Annotated in this window: 11 protein-coding genes and 2 pseudogenes; 7 read left to right on the top strand and 6 right to left on the bottom strand. The window is 69.1% G+C overall.

Annotation, left to right across the window (positions count from 1 at the left end; genetic code table 11):
* Positions 1–25: 25 nt before the first annotated feature.
* On the bottom strand, positions 26–1987 hold the full coding sequence (locus tag C2865_RS22745) for a flavin-containing monooxygenase (protein WP_106400566.1): 1962 nt from the start codon (positions 1985–1987) through the stop codon (positions 26–28).
* A 167-nt stretch (positions 1988–2154) separates the two neighbouring features.
* Here C2865_RS22745 and C2865_RS22750 point away from each other — a divergent pair, with 167 nt between their 5' ends.
* The 6 genes from C2865_RS22750 to C2865_RS22775 all read left to right on the top strand — a co-directional run bounded on the left by C2865_RS22750 (position 2155) and on the right by C2865_RS22775 (position 7959).
* Positions 2155–3300, top strand: a complete 1146-nt coding sequence (locus C2865_RS22750) for an acyl-CoA dehydrogenase family protein (RefSeq protein WP_106400567.1) — start codon at positions 2155–2157, stop codon at positions 3298–3300.
* The gene (locus tag C2865_RS22755; protein WP_106400568.1) at positions 3297–4418 is read left to right on the top strand and encodes an acyl-CoA dehydrogenase family protein; all 1122 of its coding nucleotides are present in this window, start codon (positions 3297–3299) and stop codon (positions 4416–4418) included. The genes C2865_RS22750 and C2865_RS22755 overlap by 4 nt, the downstream gene beginning before the upstream one ends.
* A gap of 9 nt (positions 4419–4427) precedes the next feature.
* Complete coding sequence (locus tag C2865_RS22760) at positions 4428–5285, top strand: enoyl-CoA hydratase-related protein (RefSeq protein WP_106400569.1); 858 nt, start codon at positions 4428–4430, stop codon at positions 5283–5285.
* Positions 5282–6448, top strand: a complete 1167-nt coding sequence (locus C2865_RS22765) for a CaiB/BaiF CoA transferase family protein (protein WP_157963873.1) — start codon at positions 5282–5284, stop codon at positions 6446–6448. The genes C2865_RS22760 and C2865_RS22765 overlap by 4 nt, the downstream gene beginning before the upstream one ends.
* A gap of 63 nt (positions 6449–6511) precedes the next feature.
* Positions 6512–7195: a GntR family transcriptional regulator gene (locus C2865_RS22770; RefSeq protein ID WP_198653509.1), complete on the top strand. Its 684-nt coding sequence runs from the start codon at positions 6512–6514 to the stop codon at positions 7193–7195.
* A gap of 167 nt (positions 7196–7362) precedes the next feature.
* Positions 7363–7959, top strand: a complete 597-nt coding sequence (locus C2865_RS22775) for a TetR/AcrR family transcriptional regulator (protein ID WP_106400571.1) — start codon at positions 7363–7365, stop codon at positions 7957–7959.
* Positions 7960–8002: 43 nt separating this feature from the next.
* Here C2865_RS22775 and C2865_RS22780 read toward each other — a convergent pair.
* Positions 8003–9239: pseudogene (locus C2865_RS22780) on the bottom strand (IS256 family transposase).
* A 380-nt stretch (positions 9240–9619) separates the two neighbouring features.
* On the opposite strand from C2865_RS22780, the pseudogene C2865_RS22785 reads away from it, so the two are divergent.
* Positions 9620–9856: pseudogene (locus C2865_RS22785) on the top strand (hypothetical protein); the annotation flags it as partial.
* A 24-nt stretch (positions 9857–9880) separates the two neighbouring features.
* On the opposite strand, the gene C2865_RS22790 reads toward C2865_RS22785, so the two are convergent.
* The 4 genes from C2865_RS22790 to C2865_RS22805 form a co-directional block, all read right to left on the bottom strand.
* Entirely contained in the window at positions 9881–10702 is an 822-nt protein-coding gene (locus tag C2865_RS22790; protein WP_106400572.1) for a MerR family transcriptional regulator, read from the bottom strand.
* A gap of 320 nt (positions 10703–11022) precedes the next feature.
* Positions 11023–12156, bottom strand: a complete 1134-nt coding sequence (locus tag C2865_RS22795; protein WP_106400702.1) for an IS701 family transposase — start codon at positions 12154–12156, stop codon at positions 11023–11025.
* Between the two features lie 76 nt (positions 12157–12232).
* Positions 12233–12823 carry an IS630 family transposase gene (locus tag C2865_RS22800; protein WP_232835759.1) on the bottom strand — a complete coding sequence of 197 codons (591 nt, stop codon included), beginning with the start codon at positions 12821–12823 and terminating at the stop codon, positions 12233–12235.
* Positions 12784–13302 (bottom strand): helix-turn-helix domain-containing protein, encoded by a 519-nt coding sequence (locus tag C2865_RS22805; protein WP_232835760.1) that lies wholly within the window; start codon positions 13300–13302, stop codon positions 12784–12786. Before C2865_RS22805 ends, C2865_RS22800 begins: the two co-directional genes overlap by 40 nt.
* Between the last annotated feature and the right edge of the window lie 168 nt (positions 13303–13470).

The following is a 13470-nucleotide window of genomic DNA, read 5'->3' on the forward strand; positions in this document are numbered from 1 at the left end:
GGGGTCTCCTGTCGTGTCGGCGCGGTCAGCGGATGACGAACTTGGACTCGTCGGGGGTGCGCGACATGCGCCAGTAGTCGACCATCCGCCAGGGGTTGGGCAGCATGACGCGGCCCGACGCGTTGCGGTAGTAGGTGTGGGCCTTGGGGGAGTTCCGCCAGATCGAGCCCTCCATCTGGGCGTCGACCGCCGCGACGAACTCGTCCTGGGCCTCCCGGGTGACCTCGATCGAACGCGCGCCCCGCTCCACCAGCAGCCGCAGGCACTGGGTGATGTAGTGCACCACCACCTCGGTCATGAAGTTGTGGCCGCCGCCGTGCCCGCTGCTGCTGTTGGGGCCCGAGGTCACGAAGAGGTTGGGGAAGTTCGGCACCGTCCCGCCCAGGTAGGAGCGGGGGTCGGTGCCTCCGGCCCACTGGTCGGCCAGCCGGGCGCCGCCGCGGCCGACGATCTCCACCGGGGAGAGGAACTCCAGGGTGAAGCCCGTGGCGTAGATGATGACGTCGAGTTCGACGAGGGTGCCGTCCTCGGTCTCGATGCCCTGCGGCACCACCCGGGCGAGCCGGTCGGTGACCACGTCGGCCCGGTCGCTCGCGAGGGCCGCGTAGTAGCCGCCAGGGTCGCGGACGATGCGCTTGCCGTGCACGGGGAAGTCCGGTGTCATCTTCCGCCGCAGCTCGGGGTCGTTCCCGAAGGAGGCCTCGAGGTGGCCCAGGCACATCTGCAGGACCCGGTCGTTGGCCTCGGAGATGGACAGGGGGTGGGAGGCCATCCACTCCTTGTCGGCGCGGACCCCCGGGTAGAGGGTGTCGGTCGTGTACCAGTAGCTCTTGGCCCGCAGCCAGCGGCCGTAGAACGGCAGGTGCTCCTTCAACCAGCGTTCCTGCTCGGAGACCAGGCCCTCGCCGAGGGTGTTGGGCAGCACCCAGTGCGGCTGGCGCTGGAAGAGCGTCAGGTGCGCGACGTCCCCGGCGATCGCGTCGACGACCTGCACCGAGGTCGCGCCCGCGCCGATGACGCCCACGCGCTTGCCCGCCAGATCGAGGGAGTGGTCCCAGGCCGCCGTGTGGATGCTCGGTCCGGCGAAGGTCTCGCGGCCGGGCAGGTCCGGGTACTTGGGGGAGTTGAGGAAGCCGGTGGCGGTGATGACGGCGTTCGCCCGCGAGGTGACCGTCCCGCCGTCGGCGGTCGCGCAGGTGACCTCCCACTCCTGGGAGCCGTCGTCCCAGACCAGGGACTTGATCTCGGTGCCGAACCGGATGTTCGGCCGCAGGCCGTACTTGTCGACGACGCGCTGCAGGTAGCGCTGGTACTCGTCACCCACCGGGTACTGGCGGGACCAGCCGGCCTCCTGCTCGAACGAGAGGGAGTAGTAGACGCTGGGGGTGTCCACGGCGATGCCGGGATAGGTGTTGATCCGCCAGGTGCCGCCGATGTCGTCGCCGCGCTCGAAGATCTCGTAGGAGAAGCCGTTGTCGGCGCAGGCGATCGCCGCCGCGATCCCGGTCATGCCGGCGCCCAGGACGGCGACCTTGAAGTCCGCCGGCGGGTCCGTGCGGCACTCGACGGTGTGCCTGCTCGGCTCGAAGCCCGCCTGCTCCCTGATGGAGCCGACGAACTCCTCGCCCACGTCGGCCCCGGTGGCCAGGCGGACCATCCGGTGGAACAGGGCGTCGTCGGGCACCTGGAGGTACTCGCCGTCCGGTTCGCGGGTGAGCGCCTCGACGAGGAGCTTCTTCAGCTCGGCGAGGTCCTCCTCGGGGAGGCGGCCCACGGGGTGCGCCCGGCTGTCGCCCTTCCTGCCGGTCTGCTCGTAGCGCAGGCGCGTGCCGAAGCGGTCCAGGAGCGAGACGTCGCCGGTCACCTGCACCAGGCACAGGAGCAGCAGCGGTGTGTCCGCGGCGGCGAGGCTCCGTTCGAGCTCGTCCGCGGGCAGACGCCGCGGTGCGACGCGCAGATCGATCAGGCGGTGGGGGTTGGAGGTCATCTTCGCGGCTCCCGGAGGGCTGGTTCGGCGGGCACGGAGGGGACTCCGTGATCCGGGTCACCCATTGAAACCGCAGGTAGAAAGTTTTGTCAACGATATTGCTTTCCAGGATTGGATCCAACTATGAATAACCATGACGCTGTCGGATCGTGCGGAGGAGCGCTGACGTGGCACTGACCCTCAGGGCGGTCGAACGACCGCCCGCGGCACTGGACGGGCTCCGGCTCGAGGTGCGCGAGTTCCTCGAGCACGAGCTCGCCGCCGGTGGATTCACCCCCGAGGCGGACGCGTGGATGTCCGGCATCGACGTCGCGTTCAGCCGGAGGCTGGCCGGGCGCGGCTGGGTCGGGATGACCATCCCCGCCGAGTACGGAGGACACGGCCGTTCGGCGCTCGAACGCTACGTCGTGACCGAGGAGCTCCTGGCTTACGGGGCGCCGGTCGCCGCGCACTGGATCGCCGACCGCCAGATGGCGCCCGGCATCCTGCGCAACGGCACCGAGGAGCACAAACGCCGCTACCTGCCCGGCATCGCGCGGGCCGAGCAGTTCATCGCCATCGGCATGTCGGAGCCCGACTCGGGCTCCGACCTCGCCTCCGTCCGCACCAGGGCGGTCGAGACGCAGGACGGCTGGCGGATCACCGGCACCAAGGTCTGGACCAGCGCCGCGCACATCGCCACGGCGATCGTCGTCCTGGCCCGCACCGACGACGGCGGCGACCGGCACGCCGGACTCTCGCAGTTCATCGTCGACCTGCCCCACCCGGCGGTGACGATCTCACCGATCATCACCATCGACGGCGCCCACCACTTCAACGAGGTCGTCTTCGACGACGCCCTGGTCCCGTGCACCGCACTTCTGGGCGAGCGGGGCGAAGGCTGGCGCCAGGTCACCGCGGAGCTGGGCAATGAACGATCCGGTCCGGAGCGGTTCCTGAGCGTGATGCCGCTGCTGAGGGCGTGGACGGCCACCGGGTGCTTCACCGAGGACCCGCTCGCCCGGGCCGAGCTCGGGCGGCTCGTCACACGGCTGGCCGTCCTGCGCCAGATGTCGCTCGCGGTCGCCGGCCGCCTGGCCGCCGGGGAGAACCCCGCACTGGAGGCCGCTCTGGTGAAGGACCTGGGCACCGGGTTCGAGGGGGAGATGGTCGAGGTGATCCGGCGCCATGTCGACCCGGAGTCCGGCGGGGTGCACGAGGACCTGGCGGCGATGCTCACCAAGGCCGTCCTCCACGTCCCCGCCTTCACCCTCCGCGGAGGGACCAACGAAGTCCTGCGCTCCATCGTCGCGAAGGGGTTGAGCCGCCGATGAGCGAGCACCTCGAAGAACTCGCCGCCGCGGTCCGCGGAGTGCTGGCGTCCCGGACACCGGAGGACTCCGCGGCTCCGGAGGGAGGCGACACCGTGCTGTGGGAGGAGCTCGACAGGCTCGGGTTCACCTCCCTTTCCACGCCCGAGGAACTGGGGGGAGGCGGCGGCACGCTCCAGGACGCGGCCGCGGTGGTGCGCGAGATCGCCGAGGCATGCGCCGCCGTGCCCGTCGCCGAAGCGCTGCTCGTGGCGGCCCCGCTGCTGGCGGCCGCCGAGGCTCCCCTGCCCGCCGGACCGCTGACCGTGGGGGTGGGCGACCTGTTCGCCGAGCCGACGGCCGACGGCGAGTGGGAGATCACGGGCTCCCTGCCCCGCGTGCCGTGGCTGCGGTCGGTGGAGTACGTCGTCGCTCTCGTCGACACGGCGGAAGGCATGGCCGTCGCGGTGGTCCCCGCCACCCATCCCCGGCTCCTGCTGAACGAGGGGACGAACCCGGCCGGCGAACAGCGTGACGACGCCGTGCTGGACGGAGTCGTGACGAACAGGGTGTACCGGCTGCCCGAGCGGGCATGGCTCCGCGAGATCGAGATGTCCGGCGCCGTCGCCCGCACGGTGCAGATGGCCGGCGCGGCTCGCGGGGTGCTCAAGGCCACCCTCCGCCACGTACGGGAGCGGGAGCAGTTCGGCCGCCCGCTTCTGGGGTTCCAGGTGGTCCAGCACAGGCTGGCCTCGTTGGCGGCCGACGTGGTGACGGTGGAGGTGGCGGCGGACGCCGCGATCCTCGCCTTGATGCACGCCGACTCCGGGCGGGAACTCGCGGTGGCGTCGGCGAAGGCGCAGGCGTCCGCGCTCGCCCGGCCGATCGCGGACGCGGGACACCAGCTCCACGGCGCGATCGGATTCACCATGGAGCACCGCCTCGGCGCCTACACCCGCCGCCTGTGGTCGTGGCGCGACGAGTACGGCAACGAGCTCCTCTGGCAGGAGAGGGCCGCCCAGCTGGTCGTGGATCGGGGCGGCGACGTGTGGGGGCTGGTGACCGGCGCGGACCTGTCGGGAGAACCGGAGGCCGGAGAGCACCGGGCGCAGGTCCCTGACGCCCGTATCGAGAGCATCTGAGGAGTTCGCATGGAATCGCAAGAACCTTCCCGGCCCGGATACGACGCCCTCCCGGCAGCCGTCAAGACCGAGGCCGAGCAGGACCCCGTGCGCGTCTCCTTCACCGGCGGCGTCGCCCGGCTCACCCTGAACAGCCCGAAGCGCAAGAACGCCATCAGCCTCGACATGGCGACCCTGATCGAGGGCTTCTGCGACCGCGTCCACGCCGACATCTCGATCGGCGCCGTGATCGTGGACGCCGAAGGCGGTTACTTCTGCAGCGGCGCGGACACCCGGGACCTCGCCGCCTCCTCGGCCGACCCCGCCTCGCCGGAGGCGGTCGCCCGGACCTCGGCGGTCTACAACGCCTTCGTGAGCGTCGGCTCCCTGCCCGTGCCGAGCGTCTCGCTCGTCGCCGGGGGAGCGGTCGGGGCCGGGCTCAACCTCGCCCTGGCCACGGACCTGATGCTCGTCACCCCGGACGCGGTGATCGACAGCGGATTCCTGGCGCGCGGCATCCACCCCGGAGGAGGACACCTCGCGCTCCTCGGCCGCGCCGCCGGATACCGGCAGGCCATCGCCCTCGGAGTGCTCGGCGCCCCGCTGTCGGGCACCGAGGCCGTACAGCGCGGACTGGCCTGGTCCGCCGCGGCCCCGGAGGAACTGCTGGAGACGGCGATGCGGCTGGTCGGGTCGGCCGCGGCCGACCCGGAGCTGGTACGCCGCGTCAAGAACAGCGCCGTCCTGGAACTCGGCCCGCCCGGACTGTCCTGGGCCGCGGCGGTCGAGGTCGAACGAGGGGTGCAGATGTGGTCGCTGGGACGCAAGGGCAGGGCCGGCTGGGACCGCAAGCCGGCCAAGCCGCAGGTCGACGGGGGGAGACCGTGACGGGCCGGGGGCCGCTGGCCGGGATACGCGTCCTCGATTTCAGCACCACGTTCTCCGGGCCCTACTGCACGCACCAGCTGGCGGACCTCGGCGCCGACGTGATCAAGGTGGAGGCGCCGGGCGGCGACATCACCCGCGGGCTCGGCACCTCCCGCTCGCCGGGAATGGCCAGCGTCCACGTGGCCACCAACCGCAACAAGGCCGGCATCGAGCTCGATTTGAAGCAGCCGGAGTCGCGCGAGCTGGTGCGCTCCCTCCTCGAACGCGCAGACTGCCTCGTGCACAACATGCGCCTCGACGCGGCCCGGCGGCTCGGCCTCGACCCCGAGACGGCCCTGGTGGTGAACCCGCGGCTGGTGCACGTCGCCATCACGGGGTACGGGAGCGACGGCCCGTACGCCGGCAGGCCCGCCTACGACGACATCATCCAGGCCATGTCGGGGCTGGCCTGGCTCCAGAGCCCGAAGGACGACACCGCTCCCGCGGCGTACGTGGCGACCGCGGTCGCCGACAAGGTCGCTGGCATGGCGGCGGTACAGGCTGTCCTCGCCGCCCTGCTCCGGCGCGAACGCAGCGGCCGCGGCCAGGCCGTCGAGGTGCCGATGTACGAGACGCTCGTGGGCTTCGCGCTCATGGAGCAGTGGGGCGGGAGGGCCTTCGTCCCGGCACTCGGACCGACGGGCTACCGGCGGCTGCGCTCGGCCTACCGTCGCCCGTACCGCACGGCCGACGGCCTGATCTCCGTGGTCGTCTACCACGAGGGCCATTGGCGCCGGTTCCTGGAGTTCGCGGGGAGAAGCGCGCTTCTGGAGGAGGAGAGGTTCCGCACGGTCGAGGCGCGCAACGACAACATCGACGAGCTCTACGCGATCCTGGCCGGCATTCTCGAGGGCCGGACGACGCAGGAGTGGCTGAAGGTCTTCGAAGAGATCGACGTGCCCGCCATGCCCGTGCTCACCCTCGACGACCTCTTCGAGGACGAGCACCTGCGGGCGGTGGACTTCTTCCACGAGGTCTCCCACCCCGAGGAGGGACGCTTCCTCGTCGCCCGCCACCCCGCCAGGTACAGCGAGTCGCCCCCGGCTCCGCCCTCGGAGCAGAGGCCGCCCGACCGGCTGGGCGGCGGCGCCGGAGCGGTGGCCCGGTGGCTCGGAACCGGATAGATCCCCGCCGCGTGGGCGGATCCTTTATCGTTATCGCATTCGTCGCAGGGAAGGAAGGTCTCGGTGCCAGCCCAGAAGACGGCCGCCGGCGGGCGGGCGCAGGCGGCTGAACGGGTGGTGCGGGAACTCCGGAAGATGATCATGTCCGGGGAGCTGCTCCCCGGACAGCAGATCCGCCAGGAGAGCATGGCCGAGCGGCTGGGCGTGAGCCGGCTGCCCGTCCGCGAGGCGCTGCGCCAGCTGACGGCCGACGGCCTGGTCAGCCATGTCCCCAACGTGGGCTTCGCGGTCGCCCGGCTGAGCCAGGCCGAGTTCGACCAGATCTACCTCATGCGCCGGCTCCTCGAGACGGAGCTCATCCTCCGCCTTCCCCGCCCCTCCGAGGAGCGGCTGCAGTGCGTGGTCGACCTGGGCGCCGAGGTCACCGCCGCCGCCGAACGGCTGGACCTCGTCGAGATGCGGCTGCGCAACCACGACTTCCACTTCGAGATCTTCCGGCTGAGCGGCCTCGGCCTGGTCATCGACGAGCTGGAGAAGCTGTGGAACTGGGCCGCTCCCTACCACACCATCTACCTGTACTCGGCCGACAGCCGCCGCACGATCCTCGAAGAACACGAGGCGATGATCCAGGCGCTGCGCGACGGCGACAACGCCCGCCTCGCCGAACTGATGCACCAGCACCGGCACGGTTCGGAGACCCAGCTCGGCGCCATGCTGGGCGGCGGCCCCGTCGTCCGCCCCGTCTGAGGGCTGCCCAGCCGCCTGGAAGCCCGTCGTCGATCTTCTTTGGACGTACCCAGGCGGTCTCTCGACTTCGGGAGAGGACTTTCGGTTCCCAGGGTGGGCAGATACCGAACGAATCGGGTGAATGTGCAGGGACTCACCCCGAGGCGGAGGGCGAGGGAGTTTCCGTGATGGACGGAACCGGCGAGGACGAACGGGTCCTCGCCGCGGCGCTGCGGCTGTTCGCCGGCCTGGGTTACGACGGCACCACCACCGAGATGATCGCCGCAGCGGCGGGCATCCCCCCTTCGTCCATCGCAGGCGGGAAGAGCGCGCTCTATCAGAAGATCTTCGAGAACTTCCACCGCGCGCAGATGGACCTTCTCGAAGAAGTGGAGGCCGTCCACGCCGCAGGAGGAGACCTGCACCAGACCCTCGACATGATGATGGACTTCTACCTGGACCACCGGCAGGAGCTGACGGTCTGGCAGTACAGGGGTCTGTCGGATGCCGTGGACGTCGCGGACATCGACGAAAGGTTCCGCCTGCCGGTCACCTGGCGCCTGTTCGAGGCCGTCGGATCGCTCGAGGACCTTTCCGACCCGGACCTGTGGATCAGCGCCTTCAGCTGGTGCCTCACCGGTTTCATCAACGGCGGGATCGTCTCCCGCGACCCGGGCCCCACCACCGCCGACGACCTCATGGCCCGCCGCCGTTTCCGCGCCCTTCTCCATGACCTCACCGACGCCTGGATACGATCTTCCACCGAACGTTCTTCTGAGCGGTGAGAGGGTGTGTTTAGCGAACGGTGGGACAGGTTGTTGTCGCTGTTCAGTGATGGTGTCGGGTGAGGCGGCCGTCGAAGGCGCCCAGGGCGTGCTTCCAGCGCCGGCCCCAGCGGGCCCGGCCCGTGCCTGTCGGGTTCAGGCTCATCAAGGCGAGGTAGACGCACTTCAATGCGGCTTGCTCGTTGGGGAAGTGGCCTCGTGCGCGGAAGGCTCGGCGGATGCGGGCGTTGACGGATTCGATGGCGTTGGTGGTGCAGATGACTTGCGGATCTCGATGTCGAAGGCGAAGAACGGCACGAACTCCGGCCAGGCCCCCTCCCAGAGCCGAACGATCGCCGGATAGCGGGCGCCTCACGTCTGGGCGACCTCGCCCCGGCGCTCGAGCGCGGCCGCTTCGGTCGGGGCGGTATGGACGGGCCGCAGGGCGTCGGCGAGCTTGGCCAGTGCTGGCGGGGCACGTAGCGGAACGTGTGCCGCAGCAGGTGCACGATGCAGGTCTGCACGACCGTCTGCGGCCAGGTGCCGTTGATCGCCTCGGGCAGTCCTTTGAGCCCGTCGCAGACGGCCATGAGCACGTCCCGGATCCTGCGGTTCTTCAGCTCGGTCAGCACATGCGCCCAGAATTTGGCGCCCTCGCCGCCGTCGCCGGCCCAGATGCCGAGGATGTCACGCCGGCCGTCGGCGGTGACGCCGCTGACCAGTTAGATCGGCCGGTTGGCGACCTTGCCGTCACGGATCTTCACGTGGATGGCATCGATGAACAGAACGGCGTACATCGGGTCGAGGGGCCGGTTCTGCCAGTCGGCCATGCCTTCCAGGACCCGGTCGGCGATCGCCGTGATCGTCGCTTTGGGCACCTCCGCTCCATAGACCTCGGCCAGATGAGCAGAGATCTCACCATGGGTGAGGCCCTTGGCCGACAGGGACAGCACCATCTCGTCCACCCCGCCTAGGCGGCGCTGGCGCTTGCGCACGATCTGCGGGTCGAAGGTGGCGTTGTGGTCCCGCGGCACCTGGTTCTCGACCGGCCCGACCTCGGTGACGACCGTCTTCGATCGGGTTCCGTTGCGGTGGTTGACCACCTCGCCGTGGCCGCGGCCGAGACGGGCGTTCGTCTCGCCCTGCAGGGCGGTCTCCAGCACGAGCTTGACCAGCCCGGTCAGCATCCCGTCCCGCCCGACCAGCTCACGCCCGTCGGCCTGAGCTGCCTCGACCAGCCGGCCCACCAGGGCCCGCTGCTCCTCCTGCACTTTCTGCTCGTCCTGCTGCGAACCGGACAGCCCGGCCTCCGTGCTCTCGGGGGATTCTGCACTCAAGGTGTCTCCTCAGATCCTCTGGGTCACACCCTTCGCTGAACACTCCCAGTTGAGAAGCAGAGCGGAGGGCCGGGAAGGGCGGACGGCGCGATCCCAGTGAGGCTCCTCGCGGGTGTTGATGATGCCCCCGAATAAACGCCCTTGTTGTCGGTGTTGTCGTGGCCCGTCTCTTACATCGGCCGACTGCGCCACCCCGCCACCGTTACCCACATCGGAACGACCAGGTGACACTAAGACGATCTCGCCGGGCTCCTTAACGCCACTGGCCGTTCCGTTACTGCTCCAGCCCCGCGTACTTCTCCGCCGAGCACCTCGCCTGGCTGCGAGACCGGAGCGTCGTCCCCCGCATCGCGCGGCCGGGGATCGAGTCAAGCGAGCGGCTCGGCCGGCACCGCTGGAAGATCGAGCGGTCCATTTCTTGGCTGTTCGGCTACCGCCGACTCACCGTCCGATACGAGCGCAAGGGCTCACACTTCCTCGCCTTCCTTGGCCTCGCCGTCACGCTGACCTGCTACAAGAAGCTCGCGAGACTGTGGTCGGGCAGCCGTGGGACACTGCGGCCGCCGACTGCCCGACCATGACGACCGGGCCGGTGCCCTTGGGCGTCAGGGTTTGGCTACCGGCACCTGGAGTTCGGTCACCCAGTCGTCGCGGTTGTCCGGGCACTCCAGGCTGATCTCCCGCGGGTGTCCGGCCGACCGGTAGCCGTTGCCGTCGATCCAGCGGGCCAGGGCCTGAGCCGTGGGCAGGACCGTGTCCATCGAGCCTCGGTGCACGATCGTGGCCGCCTGATCGACGGGCGGCAGGTCGAGCACCCGGAAGGCGCCGTCCTGGAGGGGCGCCGCGACCTGGACTGCGGCGTGGACGATGATCCTGCCGCCGCCCTCCGGAGCGTCCTCGTAGTAGGCGACACCGGGCCCCGCGGGCGTGACGCCCGCCGCGTCCAGGCGCCGGAACAGCTCGTCGTAGAGCGGCCCGATGACCGGGCCGATGTCCTCGGGCTCGAAGCTCGCAGCGGTCGCGGTGAGCTCCGCCACCCGGATCGCCGGGACGTTCTTGATGACGACGTCGTTCGTGGGCATGTGCCCCTCACTCTCGATCGACCGGAGCCTCGCCTCGACCTGGACCAGCCGTGCTGCCGCGGCGGCCATCGTGGCCTCCAGCTCTGCTTGCCGCAGCCGCAGCATGCCGCGCAGTTCCTTGGTACTGATCCTCTCGTCCACGATGTCCCGCACCTGCTGGAGGGTGAAACCGAGGTCCTTGAGCGCGATGACGCGGTTGAGGCGGGTGAGCTGGGCCGCCGTGTAGTACCGGTAGCCGGTGGCAGGGTCGACGTGGGCCGGGCGCAGCAGGCCGGTCGCGTCGTAGTGGCGCAGCATCCGGACCGATACACGGCCGTGCCGGGCGAAGTCTCCGATGGTGAACATGACGTCTCCGAGTTCAGCACCTGACATGGTGTGAGGGTCAACAAGCCACCTCGCCCGACTCCCAGGCGACCACGCCGACGGTAGCTCAAGCACCCCTCATGCGAAGTACTCGCCGGGAGGAGTCACCACATGAGACATCCTCTAATACTGCAACGACAGGTTGTGTCTTTCGCGTCTGCGGTAATGGCTGTCCCTGGCTCGCTGCTGGACGCGTCTTCGCCATTCAGACCATTCCATAACGTGGTCGATGGAGCGTGTGGTGCGCGCGACGACGCGGTTCCACAGACGGCGGATCTCGTTGATGCTCAACGGGACCATACCTACCGGAAGGTATCCACCATCTCCCCTTTTTGCTCTGCCTTCTGGAGTCGGAGTAGGAAAGCAGAGGCAGCCATGGACAACGTGATGTGCCGGTACCAGGCCTGGTAACCGCGGACCTGGTAGTGATCGAGCCCGGTCTCGTTCTTGGCGGCTTGGAAGCATTCCTCGACAGCCCATCTGCTGCCCGCCACCCGCACCAATTCCTCCAAAGAGGTCTGTGCCTCGGCGAAGCAAATATAGTAAGCGATTTCCGTGGGGTCGCTGATGCTTCTGCGGGCCAGTAGCCAGTGCCCGACTCCGGGTTCGCGCAAGGGCCGGATATCGACGGCCGCCCAGTCATAAAAGCGTGGCCCGTGGGCCCCGTCTCCGCAGCTCAGCCGCTGCCACATGCCTGGCTCCACCTCGGCAATCATGTGGTGGGCGCGTTCCTGGGTCAGCTTCATCGAGATCACCATCTGCGTTTTGGGAACAGCGACCACATGCGCGATCCTGTTCTCTTCCATCCACCACCGAAACCGCCACACCTGACCATACGCCTCGTCCGCGGTGACCCACCGAAAAGGGATTCCCGAGGCGACCACTCGTGCGAGCATGGCCTGGCCCAATTCGGGTTTGGTGGCGAACTCCACATCGTCGCCGATGCCGGCCTGGCGGCACCGTTCACGGTCTGAGGTCCATGCTTTGGGGAGATAGAGCTCCCGGTCGATCAGCGCCCTGCCCTTCGGGCTCGCATAAGCGCAGAACACACCGATCTGGCAGTTCTCGATCCTGCCAGCCGTCCCGGAATACTGACGGGCCACCCCCGCCGACCGCAGCCCTTTCTTCAAGAATCCGGTGTCATCAAGGATCAGCACGCCCCGCTCCGGATCCCCGATGCATTCAGCCACCATGGAACGGACATCATCACGCAATCCATCCGTATCCCAGGCATAGAAGTTCAGCAGGCGCTGAAGACGCTCAGGACCCTTCTCGCCCGACACCTCAGCCAGGGTCCAGCCGTTCTTGCGCTCCAGCTCGCTCAGGAGTCCGCGCAGGTAGGAGGCCGCCTGGCGGCGCGACTCCACCCGAGGAAAACGATGGGCGAACACCGCCAGAAAGTCCGAGAACTCCCGTGACCAGGCTTCGGCATCGATCGTGACCACCCGACATCATCTATCACCCACAGCGACAAGGTCACAACCTGTTGTTGCAGTACTAATGCTTCGTTCCTTAAAGGCAGTACGTGAAGTGGCGGCGGTGGATGCGGGGGTGGGGTGGTGGCCGTCCCCAGATCCAGGGCTGGGCGTGGGCGTTGAGCTGGGCGGTGGCGATGCGGGTGGCGTAGGTGATCTCGTCAGGATCGGCGAAGGACACGCCGGCCAGAGCGGTCTTGCGGAAGATCCGCCACCAGCCTTCTTGCAGGTTGAGCCAGCAGGCGCCCACGGGGATGAACACCTGCCGGATACGGGGATGGTCTTGCAGCCACTCGCGGGTGCTCTTGCTGTTGTGGCTGGAGAGGTTGTCGGTGACGACGATGATCTGACCTTCGGGGTTGGCGTCCTCGATCAGTTGCAGGAAGTCCTGGTAGCGGGCGCTGTTGCGAGAGGAGGCGCACAGGGTGACCGCCTGGCCGTCCCGCACGCGCAGCCCGCCGTAGACCCAGGTCCTCTCCGGCCCGCGGGCATACTCCAGAGTTTCCTTGATCCGGTGCCCGTCGGCCGACCAGCCCGGCGCGGGCGCGAACGAGCGTGGAAGAACGGGGCCGAGTTCGTCGGCGCAGATCACCGTGGAGCCCTCCGGCGGGCTGGTGTAGAGCTCCACGATGCGGGTCCTTTTGGGGCGAACTCGGGGTCCTTGCTGGTGGTCCAGGTCCGGGTGCGGCGCCACCGCACCCCTTCGGCCAGCAGGATCCTGCGGACCTGGCTGCGGGCCACCGCGATCCCGGCCTGCCGAGCGGCCAGAGTGAGGGAGTCCAGCGTCCACTCACCCGGCCCCGCCTCCCCGGACGCCTCCAGCTCCCCGCTGGGAGTTCGGACCGGTTTGCCGGGCGGCACCGAGCGGGCCAGCGCCACGACGGCCGACCGCTCGGCCTCAATGATCCGGCTTTTGCGCCCGCAGCCGGGCCGATCGGCCAGCCCGTCCAGGCCGTCGGCGTTGAACCGGTGCAGCCACCGCCGCACCCTTTTCTCGTGGCAGCCGACCTCGGCCGCAATCGCTGCGACCTTTTGCCCGTCCCAGCTGAGCACCACGATCCGCGCCCGATCGATCCAGTCGGCCGGAGCATGCCGGGCCCCGGCCAACCGACGGATCCGCCTGTCCTCACGCCCATCCTGCGGCGGACGAGCCCGCACCAACCTCGGCACCGCCCTCACCCCTCCTACAAGCAGGCCAAAAACACCCAAATAGGATCTACCCACCCTTTAAGGAACGAAGCACTAGGGGCTGTCCCGCGATCATGTGACGGGACG

Origin of the sequence: Actinocorallia populi (assembly GCF_002995495.1) — a bacterium.
Classification (GTDB): Bacteria; Actinomycetota; Actinomycetes; order Streptosporangiales; family Streptosporangiaceae; genus Actinocorallia; species Actinocorallia populi.